The following is a 19,717-nucleotide window of genomic DNA, read 5'->3' as shown; positions in this document are numbered from 1 at the left end:
CTTTTTTTACGCTTCTCGCAGCCCAATGATACTAGGGCTTTACGCCATTTTAGCATTTTTTTGCAAGTTTAGGCCATTTAGAACATCGGTTACTTTCATTTTTCTCTTACCTGGTAATTGCATTTCCAATAGGTTAATATAGCCTCCGTCTACTGCAATTTTGAGTTCCTTTTTAGTAGCCTCTATTTCTCCTACTTGTAATTGATGGTCAGTTTTTTCCTTCGCAGTGGCATAGATTTTTACAAAGATCTTTTCTTTCCCATTTATCAAGTTGGTCCAAGCACCGGGGTAAGGGCTTAATCCTCTTATATGGTTATATATATCATTTATAGGAGCCTTCCAATTAATTTCGCACGTATCCTTATGTATCTTAAAAGCTTCTTTTAATTCTTTTGTAGTGGGTTGAGCTATAGTGGTCACCGGGCCATTGGCAATGGATTCTGCCGTCCTTAGAACAAGGTTGGCTCCCATGACCATCAATTTGTCATGTAATTCCCCGGCAGACATATTTTCGTCAATATCCGTACGGTCTTGCAAGATAATTTCTCCGGTATCTATTTTATCGTCTATAAAGAAAGTGGTAACCCCTGTTTCTTTTTCTCCGTTCATTATGGCCCAGTTTATAGGCGCAGCCCCTCTATAATCCGGCAAAAGTGATGCATGCAGGTTAAAAGTACCGTATTCCGGCATGGCCCATACGGCTTTGGGTAACATACGAAAAGCAACCACAACCTGAAGATTGGCATTTAACGCCTTTAATTCGCTTAAGAAATCTTCATTTTTAAGATTGGTAGGCTGGAGTACTTTTAGATTGTTTTCTAGAGCGTACTTTTTTACGTGCGATTGTTGCAGGTTTCGCCCCCTTCCGGCAGGTCTGTCCGGTGCCGTTATTACACCTACCACGTTATAGTTGTTTTCTACAAGTGAGGCTAAAATGGTAGTGGCGAACTCTGGGGTTCCCATAAAAACGATGCGTAAATCTCTCATTGTGTTCTCTATTTTTATTTCGAATGAAGTAAAACCTATTTTAGTGTATACTCGTTTTTGGTATTGATTGTAATATCCCCATCTTCTAGCATAAGCTGTAGTGCCCTTAAAACAATGGGTTCTTTATAGGTCATGGCACGTATGATTGCTCTTGAAGTGTATGGTGATTCTAATAGCAACGAGCTAATTTCTTTTGATACTTGGTCAAAAGTTGGTTTTTGTATAATTCCCTTTGACAAGCAGACATCGCACTTACCGCAGTCTGCTGTGTCTTTTTCTCCAAAGTATTCTAAAATCTGCTTGCTCCTACATATAGCAGTATTCTTAACGTAATCTATCATTTGGAAAACCTTTTCGGTTTTCACTTGGTTCTGCTCCTTTACTTTTTTTGCAAAGACATTTATAGTAAGGTCATCTTCGCGAGGTACAAGAAAGGTAATTTCCAGATCGCTCTGGTGGGCTTCAAACGTTATGATGTCGTCTTTCTTCATTTGTTCCAGAACTTTAAAAATATGTTGTTCCGAAGTATTTGTTTTTTTAGCCACCAAACTTGGGTCTATTTTGGTCTCAAAGTCAAAAATACCACCGTAAGTCCTTAAAATGGTTTGGATAATATTGGCGGAGCCTTTATGCATATCCAAGTAGTCAAAAATAGTGTCCTTGTCCGATATAAACTGAACCAGTGTTTTTTTTGAAAAGGATTCCGATAGGGAAATTACCGAGTTTCGGTCTAATATTTTTAATCCGTTATAGGCTAGAAATGAATTTAAACTATAGATTCTAACAAATTCATTAAAATTGAATTGAAACGTTTCATGACTTCCTTCGCCATATCCTATTCTGAAGAAATTATTGAGTTTGTTGTAGATTTTTTTTAGAAAAGCGGTGTCCGGAAGCACACTTAAAAACTGATTCTTTAGCTGTTCTTCGTCATTAGGGTTGGTAATAAGAACGGCCTCTGCTGGTTGCCCGTCACGTCCCGCTCTGCCCGCTTCTTGGTAGTAGTTTTCAAGACAATCCGGTATTTGGTAGTGGACTACCAAGGAAACATCAGGTTTGTCAACTCCCATTCCAAAAGCGTTAGTGGCTACCATAATCCGTATTTTGTTGGTTAGCCATAGATTTAACTTTTTCTCTTTTTCTTTTTTGGGAATTCCCCCATGAAAAAAAGTAGCACTACACCCTTTGGAATTTAAAAATTGTGAAAGCTCTACGGTGCCTCTTCGGGTGCCCACGTAAACAATTCCGCTTTTCTCTATTTGAGAACATAACTGTGCCAATCTGTAATGTTTGTCCTGCTCCCATAAAATCTTAAAAGCAATATTGCTTCTGGCAAAAGAATCCTTTACCACGGTAGGAGCGGTAAGGCGGAGACTTTCTATTATATCATTGGCAACGCGGTCTGTAGCGGTTGCGGTCAGTGCTATTACCGGAGTCTGTGGCAACAGTTTTCGTAGTTGGGCGCATTCAAGATACGCAGGCCTAAAATCGTGTCCCCATTGAGAAATACAGTGGGCCTCGTCTATGGCTACGAGGTTTACGTTCATTTGGCGTATTTTCTCTTGAACCAACTCTTGTTGCAAACGCTCGGGAGATAGATAGATAAATTTGTATCCGCCGTATAGGCAATTGTCCAACAGGTCCAAAAGCTCATTAAAGGGAATTCCTCCAGTTAGGGCAATGGCTTTTATGCCTTTTCTCTTAAGGCTTTCTACCTGATCTTGAATTAATGCTATTAAAGGCGAAACTACAATACAGAGACCTTCTTGGGCCATGGCGGGAACCTGAAAACAAACAGATTTTCCTCCACCGGTAGGTAGTAGGGCCAATACATCCTGTTTGTCTATAATGGCATCTATGATTTTTTTCTGGGAACCTTTAAAACTATTAAAGCCCCAATATTGCCGTAAAATGGATATCGGGTCTTTGTGCATTACTTTAGATTTAGCAGTTCTAAAATAAATTGGGTGCGTTTCTCAATTGTACCTATAGGTACTAATGTTATAGGGTAACCAACATGCTCGTATGTGGTTTTGAGATGTTCATAAATGCGTTCTGCTTCCTCAAAGGATTCAAAACGTTCGTTATCCACCACATGTATTTCCTTCCAAGGCGGCATCAATAAAATCTGATCGTATTTGTAGGTGTAACAAGGTTTTTCAAATTCTGTGCTATACTCTTGCCCAAAACAGTTCATGTAGGCGTGAACATCTGGAATTCCACGGTCAAAAAACACCACCTCTCCATCTATGGAATCCGCATCAGTGTATTGCTTTATTCTTCCGTCTAAAAGGTTTTGGTTAAACTTTTTAGGGTCTTTTACTGAAACTATGGGGTTAACTTCAAAATTAGTGGTTTTGTCTTCATTTTTTTCAGACGAAGTCATACTTCGGATGAGTTCATGAACACACGGAAAACCTTTCTTTTCAAGATTCTCTATAACCGATGTTTTGCCCGTACTTGGGCCACCTGTAATAACTACTTTTTTAAGATCCAATAGATAATTGTTGTTCATGCAAAAGTAATCATTCCATTATGATATTAAAATTGAGGTTGAACCGTTATCTTTGTAAAAAATGGTTATATGGACAAAGAAAATCCAGAAGCGTTCTATAAGCGCTTACGAGAGCAACTAGGAGAGAGTACAACTTGGCCTTCTAATTACTTATATAAATTTATAGTACAATCCATTCCTGAAAAAGTAGATCAAATTCATAAAATTTTTGATAATACAGGAGCTGTAATAGAATTAAAGGAATCTAAAAACGGAAAGTATACCAGTGTTTCCATAACGGTAAACATGAAAAACCCGGATGCGGTAATAGAGAAATACAAAGAAGTGGGCAAGGTTGAAGGGGTTATATCCCTTTAAATAGTATTTGAACCATAATTTTCTTAATTTGCAGACGTTATAAGAACACTTCCTTAATTTTTTTAAGCAAAAATTTTCAATTTGAATTTAGTAGAAAACCTAGAATATAACACGGAAAGGTCAAAATTGATCATTCCCGAATACGGGCGTCATTTTCAGAAAATGGTAGATCATGCCATTTCTATAGAAGACGAAGAAGAGAGAAACAAAGTGGCCCAAGCTATTATTAGTGTTATGGGTAATATTCAGCCGCACTTAAGAGATGTGCCTGATTTTCAGCATAAATTATGGGATCAGTTGTTTATTATGTCCGATTTTAAATTGGATGTAAAATCGCCTTTTCCTATTACGAGTAAAGAGGTACTTAGAAAGCGCCCTGAGCCTTTGGAGTATCCTCAGAATTTTCCAAAATACCGTTTTTACGGAAACAATATCAAGAGAATGATAGATGTTGCCGTAAAATGGGAAAAAGGAGATATGCGTGATGGGTTGGAATATGCCATTGCCAATCACATGAAAAAATGTTACCTGAACTGGAACAAGGATACGGTTGATGATAAAGCAATTTTTAATCATTTACTTGAACTCAGTGACGGACAAATAGACCTTAGTGGAGAAAACCTTACGGATAGCGGACAGTTTTTGAAAAATCGTGTAGCTAAAACTCCAAGGAACAATAATTCAGGAAAGAAAAACAACCAACGAAACAATAACAATCGCGGTAAAAAGCGATATTAATACTCCTCAATCTTACATGGGTACCTTTAAAATTGAAGGCGGTCACCAGCTCTCTGGTGAAATTACGCCACAAGGCGCTAAAAATGAAGCCTTACAGATTCTTTGTGCCGTACTACTTACTGATGAAACGGTTACCATAAACAACATTCCTAACATTGTAGACGTAAATAAGCTGATTGCGTTGCTTGAAGATTTGGGTGTAAAAATCCAGAAAAAAGCAAAAGGATCGTATAGCTTTAAAGCAGATGATATAAATCTAGACTACCTACAGTCTGACCAATTTAAAGAAGATGGTCGCGGTCTTAGAGGGTCTATTATGCTAGTTGGTCCTTTGTTGGCACGTTTTGGAAAAGGATACATTCCTAAGCCAGGCGGTGATAAAATTGGTCGTAGACGTTTGGATACGCACTTTGAAGGATTTATAAAACTGGGCGCCAAGTTTAGGTACAACAAAGAAGAATATTTCTACGGTGTTGAGGCCAAAAAACTTAAAGGCACCTATATGTTGCTGGATGAAGCATCCGTAACAGGTACTGCTAACATTCTCATGGCAGCTGTTCTTGCCGAAGGAAAAACAACAATTTATAATGCGGCCTGTGAGCCTTACTTGCAGCAGTTGTGTAAAATGCTGAACCGGATGGGGGCCAAGATTTCCGGTGTGGGGTCAAACCTACTGGAAATTGAAGGCGTAGATTCCTTAGGAGGAACGGAACATAGAATGCTTCCAGATATGATCGAAATAGGAAGCTGGATCGGATTGGCGGCAATGACAAAAAGCGAGCTTACAATCAAAAATGTAAGTTGGGACGATTTAGGACAAATACCTACGGTTTTTAGAAAACTGGGTATTACGGTTGAAAAAAAGGACGACGATATATTCATACCTAAGCATACCAACGGGTACGAGATACAGAACTTTATAGATGGTTCTATCCTTACAATTGCAGATGCGCCATGGCCAGGTCTAACACCGGATTTATTGAGTATTATTCTGGTAGTTGCCACACAGGCAAAAGGAGAGGTGCTTATTCATCAAAAGATGTTTGAAAGCCGTTTGTTCTTCGTGGATAAATTGATTGATATGGGTGCTAAGATTATTCTTTGTGACCCACACCGTGCTACCGTAATTGGGCACGACTTTAAATCTACATTAAAGGCAACCACCATGGTATCTCCTGATATTAGGGCAGGAGTTTCTTTGCTGATAGCAGCCCTATCCGCAAAAGGAACATCTACTATTCATAATATTGAACAGATAGATCGTGGGTATGAAGATATTGATACACGTTTACGTGCTATTGGTGCTAAAATTACCAGAGTTTAAATTAGTGAACCCCTAGCGTCTTTCTTATGGAAAAAAGAGACTTTTCAAAAATTCCACTTGTAAATAAGAAGGGAGAGAAAGGTAGGTTTGAGATGGATGTTGATGGGGAGATAGCCTTTATGGAATATATGATTTCCAAACAGAACATCATGTACTTAACACATACAGAAGTGCCTTCGTCTTTAGGTGGGCAAGGTGTGGGAAGTGCTTTGGTCTCAAAAGTATTGAAATTTATAGAGGAGGGTGGTATGAAAATGGCTCCTTTATGTCCGTTTGTGGCCGCATATCTTAAACGTCACCCGGAAGAAGGTAAAGCTGTCTTGGCTCCTGGATATTCAATTAAGTAAAAGTTGAAAATATACTAAAATAGAGAAGAGGCCCATAAGGCCTCTTTCTCGTTTTAATGTTTTGCAGTATTGATTTCTATCCAATACTTATCCGGGTCCTGAATATAAATTTGGCGTACACCGTCTGTACGTAAAGTGACTGCATTTTCTTTACCGGGCCAATCCCAATATTTGATATTGTTTTTTTCAAGATGGGCTATCATTCCATCTAAATCTTGCGTGGAAAGACATAGATGCATGGATTTATTCTTTTCAAAGGGCGCAAATTCCTTTTCGATTAGGTGAATCTGAGAATTTCCACTTACAGTGAACCACCTGAAACCAGGTTTTAAATCAGGATGTGGCGTTTCTTCTAATTTTAGAATGTTTGCGTAGAAATCTGCACTAATATCAGAATCTTCAACGACTAGCGCAAAATGATCAATTTTAAAATCAAAAGTTTGTGCTTGAGCCAATAGAGTGGTGCCGGCAATGCAAATAAGAGCTAAAAAGATTTTTTTCATGTGGTTTGGAATAGTAAGGGATTCATATAAAAACAGCTTAGCGCTGTATTTTGGGTGTGTAAGATACAAAAGCATTTCAATAATGGGAGCCAGTAACTGGTCTATACATAATTTAGAAGGTTTAAGTGAAGACTCTTAAACGTGATTCTTATAATTCACCGATAAAAAAGATGTAGTTGGTCGAGTTTATTGATCATAGCTGGGCTAAAAGCAATAATTAAGGCACGTTTTAGTTTATATCGAACCTACTTAAACTTTTTAATTTTTTGAAAAGAGATAACGATTTAACTTTTGTCCCATGAAAAATCTTAACCAACTACTTTCCGCCGGAGCTATATTACTGCTATTATCCAGTTGCGTGTCAACTAACAAATTAACAATGGGTGCTACTGAGCCAGCACGTATAAGCTTACCTTCAAATGCAGCACGGGTTGGTCTAATCAACAGGAGTATTCCCTCCGAAGAAAACAAAGTGGTAGATAAAATAGATAAGATTCTTTCTTTAGAAGGACTCAATTTGGACAGGGAAGGAGCAGAGTCTGCTGTAACGGGACTTTATGATGAGCTTACACGCAATACTCGTTTTGAAACCATTACTATTATTAATGATACGGATATTCAACGAAAAGGGCTAGGCATTTTTCCTGCAGCTTTGGATTGGCAGTCGGTTCAAGAAATTTGCGATGCTAATGATGTAGATGTACTATTTTCATTAGAGTTCTACGATACGGATACGCGAGTAGATTATGAACTTACCACGGTAACCATACCAAATGATTTAGGCATAAAAGCTTCGCTGCCGGGTCATAAGGTTACACTTAATACGGCTATTAAAAATGGATGGCGAGTGTATGACCCACAGAACAAATTAATATTGGATGAGTATACTTTTAATGATCGTATCACATCTATTGGGTCTGGTGTTAATCCTATGAAAGCGGTTGAGGCGGTAATTGGAAGAAAAGAAGCTGTTATTCAACGTAGTAGTAACATCGGTAATTCTTATGGTTATGATGTAAGACCTTTAAGAAAAAGGGTTTCCAGAGATTACTTTGTAAAAGGTACTGAGAATTTTGTAATTGCAAAAAGACGTGCCCAGACAGGTGATTGGGATGGAGCGGCCGTTCTTTGGGAAAAGGAAGTGAATAATCCGGACGAAAAAATAGCCGGTAGGGCTTGTTATAATATGGCAATCATAAATGAAATTAACGGTGATTTAGAAAAGGCGATGGAATGGGCCTCTAAATCTTATACGGACTATAATAACGGAGAGGCACTGCGTTACGTGAACATCCTTAAATATCGTATGCAAGAAAAACGTCAATTAGAAAGACAGCTTTCCCGTTAGGTTTCGCTTTAGTTAAGTGCTTCCTTATACGTTTTTAAACACCGTTCCCGAGCTTCTTTATGATCTACCATTTTTTGCGCGTAGTCTTCCGTATGGTGCTCGGGAACCCACTTTGAAATATATTTTTTATCCTTATCAAACTTTTCAACCTGAGTCATTGGGTTAAAAATGCGAAAATAAGGAGCGGCATCAACACCACTTCCCGCTGCCCATTGCCAATTGCCCACATTGCTGCTCATTTCATAATCCAACAACTTTTCGGCAAAATACGCTTCGCCCCAACGCCAATCTATAAGTAAGTGTTTGCAAAGAAAGCTGGCGACGAGCATTCGTACTCGGTTATGCATATATCCAGTTGCATTTAATTCCCGCATTCCTGCATCAACCAATTTATATCCGGTATTCCCTTCCTTCCATTTTTCAAATTCATCTTCATTATTTCTCCAACTTATTCGGTCATAATTCTTTTTGAACGCTTCATTTACGGTTCTAGGGTAGTGCCATAGAATTTGCATAAAAAACTCACGCCAAATAAGTTCGCTCCAAAAAACTTCATTTTTTTCGGCAATCGCCTTTTTCATCATTTTTCGGATGGATACCGTTCCGAACCGTAGATGTGGTCCTAACAATGATGTACCGTTTTCTATGGCTGGGTAATTCCTGGTATCTTCATAATTATCAATTAGGGTTGGTGTAACCATATATTCCGGAACTTTTAAGGAGGAAGTTTTAAAACCCATATCCGTTAAAGAGAGATTTGGTAGTCTCGTATTCTGAATAAGGTTGTCTCGGTATTGTTTTGTGTAATGAATGGTTAAATGTTCGTCCGGGTTAAAATGTTCTTTCCATTTGTTTTTGTAAGGGGTATATACAATGTATGGGTCACCGTCACTTTTAAGAATATCATCCTTTTCAAAAACAACCTGATCTTTAAAGGTGTGAAAAGTAACGTCGTTCGCTTGGAGTAGCTCTTTTATGCTCTCATCTCTTTTTTTGGCATAAGGCTCGTAATCATGATTTGTGTAGACTGCATTTATTTCATATTGACTAAGCAAATCCTTGAATATAGCCATAGGCTTACCGTGGTAGATTGCTATAGAACTATGGTTTTCACTTTGAAGCGTATCTCGCATTCTCTGCAAGTTCTCGTAGATAAAAGTAACTCTGGCATCATCTTTTGGAAGGTTTTCAAGAATCTCAGAATCAAAAATAAAAATGGGCAACACGTTATAATTGCCCTTTAGGGCTTCTAGGAACCCAATATTATCGTCTAGACGTAAATCTCTTCTAAACCAAAAAATCGATATTTTATCTGCCATAAACTAACTTAAATTTAAAGTTGACACTCCTCCGTCAACACCTATTACTTGACCGGTAATCCATGAACTTTTTTCACTTAACAAGAATACCGTCGCATTTGCAATATCACTAACCTCACCAATACGTTTTAAAGGATGTCTTTGGGACATCATTTCTATTTTTTTGTCGTTACTCAGTAAGCGTTTAGCTAAAGGCGTATTTACTAAAGATGGTGCAATTACATTTACCCTAATATTTGGGGCATATTCTGCCGCCATAGATTTAGCAAAACCTTCAATTGCACCTTTAGCTGCGGAAACACTCGTGTGATAGGGCATTCCGGAGCCAACCGCAACCGTGCTGAACAGAATTATTGCTCCTCCAGAGACCATTAAAGGTAAAATATCTTTAACTACTTTAACCATATTAAAGAAATTCAGCTGCATATCTGTTTCAAAAGTTTCCAGAGAAAGCATTTTAAAAGGCTTTAAGTTGATGGAGCCTGGGCAGTAGGCAAAACCATGCAGTTCCTTGGAAAGAATTGTAGTGTCTAAGACATCAGTGTTCGCGTCAAAAGGAATATGGATGGCACCAGTTCCGTTCAGTCCGTCAGATGTTCTAGAGGCAACATATACCGTATACTCATCAGCGAGTTGCTTTACTATTTGAAGACCAATACCGTATGAACCTCCAATTAAAAGTATATTTTTTTTCATGGAAAAAATCTTAAATGGTTTTAAACTGCAGCTCTTTTGTAGTGTTTTTAAGGCTTCCAAATAGTTCTATCAATTTTTGCTCCCTGAAAGCAAAAATTTGTTTCAACTGTTTTTTAACCAAATGAGGATGGGCCATTTGTCCAAGAATTCCAAAAGGAATTTTATAATCTATTACATCTTCCATTTCTACTCCACCGTCAATAGGTTTAATGAAATGTTTGTGATGCCAAAGTGCATAAGGACCAAATCTCTGTTGATCTACAAAGTACTCGCCCTCCTTTACATGGGTGATTTCAGTAACCCATTTAGTCTTGTATCCAGGAAAAGGGGAAACGGTGTATTGAATAATTTGTCCCGGAAACATGGCGCGGTCGTTACCTGAGAGTATTTCAAAACCCATATGTGGCGGGGTAATAACCTTAAGATTGCCTGGGTCTGATAGAAAGTCCCACGCTTCTTTTACGCTTATGGGAAATGACTGTTTGGAACGTAGCTGGTATAACTTCATAAAACAAATGTAATTACATTTTGTTTAACATTTTTATTTTATTGATAAACAAATTGTCTCTATTGGTAATTTATTTAGGGGTTTCATTTTCTTTTGAAAGTTTAAAGAGTTCTTTAGTGTAGCATCTATTTTGTACATTACAGGCGTATCTATGCTATGAAAAACTTACTGCTGTTTTTTCTTTTACTGTTCTCCGGTTTATTTCTATCGGCCCAAAATTCCCAAAGAGAAGTAGGTGAATTGCCTACAGAGGTATCCGAAAGTTCAGGATTGCTTTTTTTTGACGGTAGACTTATAACTCATAACGATTCTGGTAATCTTCCTGAACTTTACGAGATAGATACGCTTTCTTTTCAGGTGAGTCGTACCGTAAGCATTACAAATGTTGAAAATAACGATTGGGAAGATATTGCTCAAGATGATACATTTATTTATATAGGGGATTTTGGGAATAATAATGGAGTTAGAAGGGATTTAGCAGTATATCGTATTTCTAAATCCGATTATTTAAAGTCTGAAAATGTAGTCGCAGATAAGATTGAATTCACTTATGAGGATCAGGAAAATTTTGAAAATAGTGGAAATAGTGACTGGGATGCCGAAGCTTTAGTTGTAGTAGAGAACCAACTTTTGATTTTTACCAAGCAATGGCAATCTAAGGGTACGGTTGCTTATCAACTATCTACGGAGCCTGGAAAGCATGTCGCAAAACGGTTGGATGACTATTTCGTAGATGGTTTGGTCACGGGAGCGGAATATAATCCGTTGTCAAAATCATTGCTAATTGTAGGTTACAATTCAATTTTAGCTCCATTTATATTTAAAATTGAAGGAGCAACTTCTTCTGAGGTATTTAAAGATTCTGTTGAGAGGCTACCGATGAGTATTGAAAATGCACAAATTGAAAGTATTGCCTCTTTGGATAGTAATTCTTATTTGATGACATCCGAGCGTTTTGAAAATGATAATTGGAATTTGTTGTTTAAGCCCAAGTTATTTGGTTTTTCTACACTTGAAAAAGAACTAGATACGGACGAGTTAGAAGATGCAGAAGATGCAGAAGATGCAGACGATGCAGACGATGCAGAAGAAGAAGAAGAAGAAGAAGAAGAAGAGGAAATGGGTTCTGACAATCCTTTGCCTTCAGAAGAATTGAAACCTACCGATAAGGATGACTTAATATTGTACAAGCAATTTGGTGCTGAGCACTTAGAATATAAGATAAACTCGAATGAGAGGGTATTGTCCAAGGTTGTTTATGATGCGTTAGGTAAACGTGTTAGTCATTTTAAGGAAGATTTAAGTAGTGAGACACGTATTGATACTTCCACTTTAAAATCAGGGGTTTACTATCTAACTTTTTTTCTTGAGAGTAAAGTAGTTTCACAGCCTTTCGTAGTATTTTAAACGGTCTAATTTAGGATTTCATTAACATATGTAAGATGGTTTATATTTAGTTTTGTGGAAACTAAAAAATCAATTCAAATGAAAAAAATTATCCTTTTAGCAAGTGTAGTATTTGCTTCTGTTACTATGCAGGCCCAAATAAACACACCAGCACCTAGTCCAGCTTCTAAGCTACAACAAACCGTAGGTTTAACAGATGTTACCGTAGAGTATTCTAGGCCATCTATGCGTGGGAGAACTATTTTTGGAGATCTTGTTCCGCACGGCAAATTATGGAGAACAGGAGCTAATGCGTATACTAAAGTAAGTTTTAGTGATGACGTAAAAATAGCTGGTCAAGATGTTAAGGCAGGTACATATTCCATTTTTACGAAGCCAGGAGCAAGTTCTTGGGAAGTTTTCTTTTATACGGATATTGATGGAGGTGGTACACCTAAAAATTGGGACGATAGCAAAGTGGTAGCCAAGACATCCGCAGAAGTTTATACGTTACCTGTAGATATTGAGGCGTTCACTATTACAATAGATGATATGACAAGTAATTCTGCCAATTTGGGAATGATGTGGGAGAAAACTTATGTTGCTGTTCCTTTTGAAGTTCCAACGGATTCAAAAGTAATGGCCGATATTGAAAAAACTATGGCGGGTTCTCCAAAAGCAGATGATTACTACGCTGCCGCTGTTTATTTTTCAAGTGAGGACAAAGACATTAAAAAAGCATCTGAATGGATGGACAAGGCTATGTCCATGACTGAAGAGCCCGCTTTTTGGCAATTGCGTCAGCAATCCCTTATCCAAGCAAAATCGGGCGATAAAAAAGGAGCTATCAAAACTGCTAAAAAGTCTTTGGAAAAAGCAAAAGAAGCAGGTAATGATGATTACGTTAAAATGAATACCGACTCTATTAAAGAGTGGAGCGCTAAATAAGCTTTGTATTCTTATATAAAAACCCCGTCCTCCCATTGGAAGGCCGGGGTTTTATTTTATACGCACTGAAGAAAAAATGTAAAAAAATAAAGTAGGAATACTTCTATAAATTATTTACTTGCCAGCGGTTTCTTCAATAGCCTGTCAAACCCTTCAAAAGCAATTGCCATAGCGATTACCATGGCCGCGCCTATAAAGTTAAGCCAAAGATATCCTAACTTTTCCTCCCCGGTCGGGTGAATGAATATGAGATTGTAAAAAAGCACAAAGACAATTAACTGAGTAAGTACAGCCGCAAAGAATACAGCATTACCTTTTACGAACTTAAAGAAAAATGCCAACAGGAATATACCTAGAACATTACCGTAAAACACAGAACCAATAATATTTACTAATTGAATAAGATTGTCGAACAGGTTGGCGATACTGGCTATAAAAATGGCTATAATTCCCCAGATAAGGGTGAAAAATTTTGTTGCTTTAACATAGTGCTCGTCCGTAGAGGGGTCTTTTTTATTTCTTTTGTACAAATCTAAGGCTGTAATAGTACCTAGGGCGTTAAGTTCCGAAGCCGTGGATGACATAGCTGCAGATAATATAACTGCCAAAAGTAGCCCTATTAAACCTCTAGGAAGATTATGTAGTATAAAATGGATAAAGACATAATCTTTATCATTGGTTTCGACCACGTCATCCGCTTCTTTTATAAGGGCTCTGGCAGCGGCACGGTTGGTACTGTCCTTAACATTTAATCGAATGATTTCCTGCTTGGCCTCTTCAACAGCGCTATACTCTTTAAGTTCCAAGGCAGCAGAGAATTTATTCTGCGCCATTTTCTTTTCGGCCTCTAGGCGTTCCTGCCCCTCTTGTAGAATGGAATAGTCCTTTGCATATTCGGAGCTCATAACTGCTTCGGTAGCGGCTGGGTTAAAGTTTAAAGGTGATGGATTATACTGATAAAACACAAATACCATAACGCCTACCAATAGGATGAAGAATTGCATTGGTATTTTAAGTAATCCGTTAAAGACTAATCCTAATTGACTTTCACGTAGTGATTTTCCGGAAAGATACCGTTGTACCTGGCTTTGGTCCGTACCAAAATAGGCGAGTGCTAAAAAGAGTCCTCCCGTTATTCCGCTCCAAAAAGTATACCTGCTTTTGGTGTCAAAGCTAAAGTCTATGATATTCAGTTTGTTGCTGGCCCCGGCTATTTTAAGTGCTTTTCCAAAATTGATATCTGCCGGAAGGTACCCCAATATAAAAAAGAAGGTGATGAACATGCCGGTCATAATAATGAACATCTGCTGCTTTTGCGTAACGCTTACTGCTTTGGTTCCTCCGGATACGGTATAGATGATAACCAACACGCCAATAATAATGTTAAGAGTCCTAAGGTCCCAACCCAGTACTGCCGATAAGATGATCGATGGCGCAAAAATGGTTATACCTGCCGCAAGGCCTCTTTGCACTAAAAATAGTATGGCGGCTAGTGACCTGGTTTTTAAATCAAAACGATTTTCAAGAAATTCATAGGCAGTATATACTTTTAGCCTGTGGTAAATGGGAATGAACACCAAACAGATAATAATCATGGCCAATGGCAACCCAAAATAAAATTGGACAAAGCCCATGCCGTCATGAAAGGCTTGTCCCGGCGTTGAAAGGAACGTTATGGCACTGGCTTGTGTTGCCATAACGGATAGACCTATGGTCCACCATTTGGCGTCTTTTCCTCCAGCAACATAGTCTTCTACGCTTTTGCTGCCTTTGGTTTTCCAAACACCGTATGCAACAATGAATAGGAGTGTACTTGATAAAACAATCCAATCTAATGTTCCCATATTAGGTAAATGCGGTCATTAAGTAGCTAAATATTAGCACATAGACGATATTCAGTATCAGTACTAGCGAGTATTCTTTTTTCCAATCGAACTTGTCTAACATGGTCTAATTCAATTTGGTAGGTTGTATATTCTTTTCAACAGAGAGCATGTTGGCGAACAACTTGTACGCTCCGGGTACGCCTGCAGGTAGCTCTCTAAAAAAGCTCAATCCTGTATAAATGTAATTCCCTTTTCCGTAAGGAGCTATTAAAAGACTTCCCTTTTTTGCAGACTCCCCTTTATCGCTCATGGATAAAATAGGGGTGAATTCCTTGGACCACTTGCTTGGGAAGTATAATCCGCGTTCTTGTACCCACCCATTAAAATCATCTTTGTTAATTTTATTGGGGTAATTTATTAAAGCATGTTTTTTAGCCAATATTTCAACAGCTGAGTTTTCATCGGTTACCCGGTCTCTAGACAAGGTAATAGGGTAGGGAGCAAGGTTTTCAAATTGGTCTCCCCATCTTCCGGCAGTATTGTATTGCACCACAAGATTACCTCCGTTTTCAACATAATCAAAAAGATACCGTTGTTTAAACTTTAATTGGTCAAGTACATTATATGCTCTAATACCTACCACTACGGCATCATACTTGTCCAACGTTCCCTTAGCTATAGTATTTGGGTCAATGGTGTGTACAATGTAACCAATTTGCCTTAAACTTTCTGGAACTTCGTCACCGGCACCAACAATATAACCAATGTGTTCTCCAGATTTTTTAATGTTCAGGCGGACTACTTTAGCTTCTGATGGCAGTAAAACGGACTGGGTTGGAATATGGTCATAAGCTATAATCGCCAGCTCCTTAGTAACCTCCTTGCCGTTTAATTTTATGATGGGTGAAATATAGCTCTCATCTTCGGTTGCAGGTGGGGTTAAAGTGAAAACCAAGGTTTGTTGGTCTCCCTTTTTTGCAATCTCAAAAGACTTTGATTCGGCATCTATGCCCCATCCTTTTGAATGGTTAAGCAAAAGCTCTCCCTTTATATTATCGGCATGGGCTTTAATCGTAACGGGCACTTTTTTGGGTTCACCATCGGCAAAAATCAAAACTTTATCACTAAAACTTGCAGTTGCTTCGGGGAGTATCTCAAAAGGCTGAAAGAGTTCGCCTTTATCTGGCTTAGCATAGTGATGGATAACAGGCTTTTCAATTGTTATACTTTTCCCATTAAATTCAAGTTCAAATTTTACCAGAAATGCGCGTGGTGTTTCGGGCTTACCAATAAGGCTTTGGTCATCTACCTTGTACATGCCTAAACTACCCTTTTCGTTTAGCCAATAAGGGCTTGTGTAATTTGTAGTACTTGGTACGTCTATATCAATTTCAAAATTTTGCTTCTCGTTATTTTTTAGTGCGATGGAAGGTTGAATAGTTTTATTTGTTGAAGAAATGGAAATAGTATTCAGAGTAATATCCGAAGAACTCCTATTCACGGCCTCTACGTTAATTTTAATTTTGCCGCCAGGGTTTGTAAATGAGGTTTCGGCGGAAGCTTCTAAATAGAGGCCGCTAATGTTCAGAATTATGTTCTTTAGTTCTTGTGACTTTAATTCCCTCCAGTAATTGTCTTCAACTTTTTGGAGCAGCTCGTAGGCTTCCAATAATTGGTGCAAATGTTTGGATGGGTTGGTAAAATCAAAATTCTTTTCAACTGCATAAAGAATCTCCCCAACTGCCTTTCCACCGGTTATGCGAGACCAAGAGGTGTCTATTCCTTTAAAAATATCATTGGAGTTGTTGGGCATTGTACCCTTCAGCAACTCAACATATTCATTTTCCGAGCCGCGTTGTGATAGGCGACCAAATCCTTGGCACAAATGCTGGCTGCTGGCCAATGCCGCAATTTCGTTGTTGGACTTCCCAAGTACTGGGTAATAAGTTCCAATATCCAAATTCACCATTTTGGATTTATCGGCTTTATCAAACTTTTCTTGGCTGCCGTAAAACCACCATGATGTGTTGAAAAAAAGCCTTTTTGGCTGCCAAGTTTCAGTCAGTTTCAATTGCTCACTGTACGCAGAATTGTCATTGGCTAAATCAAAAGCTTCAAAACTCAACATTGCAGATGAAGTATGGTGCCCGTGAGTAGTTCCCGGACTTCTATGGTCAAACCTATTTATGATTACATTCTGGTCTAAAGTTTCTAATGGTCCAAACCACATCTCCTAGCACTGCTTCTTTATCCCATATTTCAAGGGTTTCGTCCGGGTGTTTTGAGTATCCAAAATCATTGGCTCTGGAAAAAAACTGTTCTCCACCATCTACGCGTCTGGCGGCCAGAAGCTCTTGCGTACGTAAAACTCCAAGAAGCTCACGCAATTCAGGACCAATTAGGTTTTGTCCACCATCGCCCCTAGTTAATGAAAGGTAACCGGTCCTGGCTTTGGTATGGTTGGACAGGTAGGAAATAAGCCTTGTGTTTTCGTCATCCGGGTGTGCGGCAATGTACAATGCGGTACCCAAGAAATTCAATTTTTCAAGGGAATGGTAAATCTCGGAAGTGGACGGTTGCACAGGTTTCTGTGCATAAGTAATGTTTAAGGACAGAAAAGTTCCGGCAAAGATTGCCAAAAGATATCGCATAAAGTTGGTTTTTGTTTGGTGAAGCCACCAATTTACAGAGATGGCACCAAATCAAAGATAGAAAGTTTAAAGGGGGCAAGCGGGGTTTTTAAAACTTCTTTAACAAAATTAAATTTGTGGTTTTACCCATAAATTAAGGATGTTTAAGATTAAGCTTCTTCACTACCGTCTGGGGTATCTTCTGAATTGTAAATAAGCGTTACCGCTTTTTGCATCATCAAATTGTTCGGGTATACCAAAAGTTCACCATTGGATTTTCTTAGGCTTACATGAAAAGCCCTTATGTCCTCTATTAAAAAGGGTTCTTCGGACTCTATATCTTTGTCTAGAATTTTAACCTTGTCCCCGATTTTAAACGGAAATGAAAAAAACAGAACTACACCTGCGGTTATATTGCTCAGAATAGACCAACTGGCGAATAAGGCAACCCCAATTACCGCAAACACCGAAGAAAACACAAGGCCAACTTCTTTGAAATTTACGCCCCAAATAAAGGAAATGACCCCAAACCCAATTAATGTAAGGAGTAAAGAGGCGTATTTTGTAATTAAAAGGGTCCGTGCTTCAACAATATCACTAATTCTGCCAATTTTACGAATGGTCTTATCCGTTATAAATTTTAGAATTAGAAGGATACAGAAAGTAATAGCTGTAGCTATGATTTCGTGCTTGTTGGAAATAAGAAATTCTTGCATAAATTTATAAACCTAAACTATCCCGCAAAGATAGATGCTTATTTCCATTTTGTTGCCAATAGGGGGTCTTTAAAGTTTTTATCTTGGTAGCGGTAGAGGTCATGGATTTAGCGTTTTTTCCAAAGCCACTAACAAAGGTATCCGTCCAGCTTTCAATACTATGCGGAAAGGCAGTAGTGAAATTTATTTCTAAGGTTCTTTCTAATTCCGGATACGTTATTTTATAGGTTGAAAGACCATTGTCATCACTTAAACTTGCAATTGACTTATATGCTTTTAACTCTTTGTGAGATAGTCTAATAAATTCCATTGAGGGAATTATTTCCAATTCGCCTGTTGGTAAAGATTTTGGTGCGATACGAATTTTGTTCCAAAGCTCGTTTTCAAGAGTTGTTTTCTCTAATTGTAAATTTTGGTCCGCCTCACTTTCAAAATATGAATGAGATATTACATCAAATTTATCCCGGTTGTTAAGTTGTGCGTAAACCTGTCCGCACCATTCCTGTGCAGAGAAGGAGACCTTAATGGCGTGGTCATTGTCATGAACGGGATAAAAAGTACTGTTCATGATGGCGTAAGGATAAATTCCGGTAAGGTATTTTTTTGTGGAATTGAGTTTTAATACGGGGATGTTATCAGGATTATGTCCATCCGCTTTTACTTGTTTCTTCTTTAAAAAAGGTTCTGTTACATAAATTAAAACCGCTTCGCCGTCTCGGATTTCACCATAGCGGGCCTGTTCTAATTTGTAGGATGTTATTTCCGCCTCTCCGCCATACCAATACTCCTTAAATTCACTGGAAAGCTCCTTTTTTGATGTTTCTACGGGCTTTTCAGTATTTAGGGCTACCTCTTTATTTGTCTCTTTTTCAACCTCTTTACAGGATTGGGTAAAAGATAAGAGCGCAGCAATGACTATAAGCGATAGGTTTTGTCTTGTTCCGGTTGTCATGAGATGAATTTTTATTAAAATTAATCAAAAAGAACTATTTAACCATAGTGCTTAACGTTTTGTATACCAACTGGGTGGGGAGTCCCACAACATTAGGGTAAGACCCTTTAATCTCTTCAATTGCGGTAAGGCCTATCCATTCTTGAATACCATATGCACCGGCTTTGTCATAGGGTTTGTAAGTGTTAATATAATAACGGATTTCTTCGTCGGATAAATTCCGAAATTTGACCCGGGTAATTTCATTAACTACTTTTTGACTGTTGGGTGTAGTAAAACAAACCGATGTTATGACCTCGTGCCAATCTCCGGATAGCGCTTTTATCATTTCGTAGGCTTCTTCGGCATCTGCTGCTTTGGCTAATGAAATACCATTGTGCCAGACTACGGTGTCCGAGGTAATCAGAATCTCTTCTTTTTTCAAAGCCCCGTCAAAAGCATTCTGCTTTCAATTTTGCCAAATAATCGCTAATCTCGCTTCCTTTTAATTCGGGAGGGTAAATTTCATCTACTGATTTCAATCGGACCTCAAACGGAATCCCCATTTCTTTTAAAAACTGATGTCTTCTTGGGGAGCCACTGGCAAGTATGATGGTGTGGTGGTTCAGGTTGAGCAT

At 38.4% G+C, this 19,717-nt stretch carries 17 protein-coding genes and 2 pseudogenes; 7 read left to right on the top strand and 12 right to left on the bottom strand.

Translation table 11 applies throughout. The features are described 5' to 3' along the window. Positions 1-39: 39 nt before the first annotated feature. From fmt to SJY45_RS04860, 3 genes are read right to left on the bottom strand one after another with little or no spacing between them, the layout of a single operon-like run. Complete coding sequence (gene fmt / locus SJY45_RS04870) at positions 40-987, bottom strand: methionyl-tRNA formyltransferase (RefSeq protein ID WP_400073473.1); 948 nt, start codon at positions 985-987, stop codon at positions 40-42. 35 nt (positions 988-1,022) lie between these two features. Next, positions 1,023-2,921: an ATP-dependent DNA helicase RecQ gene (locus SJY45_RS04865; RefSeq protein WP_400073472.1), complete on the bottom strand. Its 1,899-nt coding sequence runs from the start codon at positions 2,919-2,921 to the stop codon at positions 1,023-1,025. After that, on the bottom strand, positions 2,921-3,502 hold the full coding sequence (locus SJY45_RS04860) for an AAA family ATPase (protein ID WP_400073471.1): 582 nt from the start codon (positions 3,500-3,502) through the stop codon (positions 2,921-2,923). The genes SJY45_RS04865 and SJY45_RS04860 overlap by 1 nt, the downstream gene beginning before the upstream one ends. A 69-nt stretch (positions 3,503-3,571) precedes the next feature. On the opposite strand from SJY45_RS04860, the gene SJY45_RS04855 reads away from it, so the two are divergent. From SJY45_RS04855 to SJY45_RS04840, 4 genes are all read left to right on the top strand, one after another. Continuing rightward, positions 3,572-3,859, top strand: a complete 288-nt coding sequence (locus SJY45_RS04855) for a DUF493 family protein (protein WP_215912210.1) — start codon at positions 3,572-3,574, stop codon at positions 3,857-3,859. An 81-nt stretch (positions 3,860-3,940) separates the two neighbouring features. After that, entirely contained in the window at positions 3,941-4,597 is a 657-nt protein-coding gene (locus tag SJY45_RS04850) for a DUF4290 domain-containing protein (protein ID WP_289039583.1), read from the top strand. A gap of 16 nt (positions 4,598-4,613) precedes the next feature. Continuing rightward, positions 4,614-5,921, top strand: coding sequence for a UDP-N-acetylglucosamine 1-carboxyvinyltransferase (gene murA, locus SJY45_RS04845; protein ID WP_215440678.1), 1,308 nt, complete (start codon positions 4,614-4,616; stop codon positions 5,919-5,921). A gap of 26 nt (positions 5,922-5,947) precedes the next feature. Further along, positions 5,948-6,268 carry a GNAT family N-acetyltransferase gene (locus SJY45_RS04840; RefSeq protein ID WP_400073470.1) on the top strand — a complete coding sequence of 107 codons (321 nt, stop codon included), beginning with the start codon at positions 5,948-5,950 and terminating at the stop codon, positions 6,266-6,268. A gap of 53 nt (positions 6,269-6,321) precedes the next feature. Here the strand turns inward: SJY45_RS04840 and SJY45_RS04835 are convergent, their stop codons facing one another. Next, positions 6,322-6,771, bottom strand: a complete 450-nt coding sequence (locus tag SJY45_RS04835) for a VOC family protein (RefSeq protein WP_400073469.1) — start codon at positions 6,769-6,771, stop codon at positions 6,322-6,324. Between the two features lie 298 nt (positions 6,772-7,069). Between SJY45_RS04835 and SJY45_RS04830 the strand changes: the two genes are divergently transcribed. Then, entirely contained in the window at positions 7,070-8,119 is a 1,050-nt protein-coding gene (locus SJY45_RS04830) for a DUF6340 family protein (protein ID WP_400073468.1), read from the top strand. 8 nt (positions 8,120-8,127) lie between these two features. Here SJY45_RS04830 and SJY45_RS04825 read toward each other — a convergent pair whose 3' ends face one another. From SJY45_RS04825 to SJY45_RS04815, 3 genes are read right to left on the bottom strand one after another with little or no spacing between them, the layout of a single operon-like run. Continuing rightward, positions 8,128-9,438, bottom strand: coding sequence for a cryptochrome/photolyase family protein (locus SJY45_RS04825; protein WP_400073467.1), 1,311 nt, complete (start codon positions 9,436-9,438; stop codon positions 8,128-8,130). A 3-nt stretch (positions 9,439-9,441) separates the two neighbouring features. Beyond that, the gene (locus tag SJY45_RS04820) at positions 9,442-10,134 is read right to left on the bottom strand and encodes an SDR family NAD(P)-dependent oxidoreductase (protein WP_400073466.1); all 693 of its coding nucleotides are present in this window, start codon (positions 10,132-10,134) and stop codon (positions 9,442-9,444) included. Between the two features lie 10 nt (positions 10,135-10,144). Further along, positions 10,145-10,642, bottom strand: a complete 498-nt coding sequence (locus tag SJY45_RS04815; protein WP_400073465.1) for a cell division inhibitor — start codon at positions 10,640-10,642, stop codon at positions 10,145-10,147. Between the two features lie 156 nt (positions 10,643-10,798). Between SJY45_RS04815 and SJY45_RS04810 the strand changes: the two genes are divergently transcribed. Beyond that, positions 10,799-12,049, top strand: coding sequence for a T9SS type A sorting domain-containing protein (locus tag SJY45_RS04810; RefSeq protein ID WP_400073464.1), 1,251 nt, complete (start codon positions 10,799-10,801; stop codon positions 12,047-12,049). Between the two features lie 78 nt (positions 12,050-12,127). After that, a complete protein-coding gene (locus SJY45_RS04805) occupies positions 12,128-12,976 on the top strand; it encodes a DUF2911 domain-containing protein (protein WP_215440667.1) in 849 nt (282 codons plus the stop codon). Positions 12,977-13,086: 110 nt separating this feature from the next. Here the strand turns inward: SJY45_RS04805 and SJY45_RS04800 are convergent, their stop codons facing one another. The 5 genes and pseudogenes from SJY45_RS04800 to SJY45_RS04780 all read right to left on the bottom strand — a co-directional run bounded on the left by SJY45_RS04800 (position 13,087) and on the right by SJY45_RS04780 (position 19,717). After that, entirely contained in the window at positions 13,087-14,820 is a 1,734-nt protein-coding gene (locus SJY45_RS04800) for a sodium:solute symporter (RefSeq protein WP_215912216.1), read from the bottom strand. A gap of 106 nt (positions 14,821-14,926) precedes the next feature. After that, positions 14,927-17,453, bottom strand: a pseudogene (locus tag SJY45_RS04795) (PIG-L family deacetylase). A 149-nt stretch (positions 17,454-17,602) separates the two neighbouring features. Continuing rightward, positions 17,603-18,148, bottom strand: coding sequence for a mechanosensitive ion channel family protein (locus SJY45_RS04790; protein ID WP_215440664.1), 546 nt, complete (start codon positions 18,146-18,148; stop codon positions 17,603-17,605). Between the two features lie 4 nt (positions 18,149-18,152). Further along, positions 18,153-19,100: a septum formation inhibitor Maf gene (locus SJY45_RS04785; RefSeq protein WP_400073463.1), complete on the bottom strand. Its 948-nt coding sequence runs from the start codon at positions 19,098-19,100 to the stop codon at positions 18,153-18,155. Positions 19,101-19,134: 34 nt separating this feature from the next. After that, a pseudogene (locus tag SJY45_RS04780) lies at positions 19,135-19,717 on the bottom strand (Maf-like protein).

The organism is Zobellia russellii (assembly GCF_044597075.1).
Classification (GTDB): Bacteria; Bacteroidota; Bacteroidia; order Flavobacteriales; family Flavobacteriaceae; genus Zobellia; species Zobellia russellii.
The sequence above is the reverse complement of the archived record's forward strand: the minus strand, read 5'-3'. Positions and strand labels throughout refer to the sequence as shown.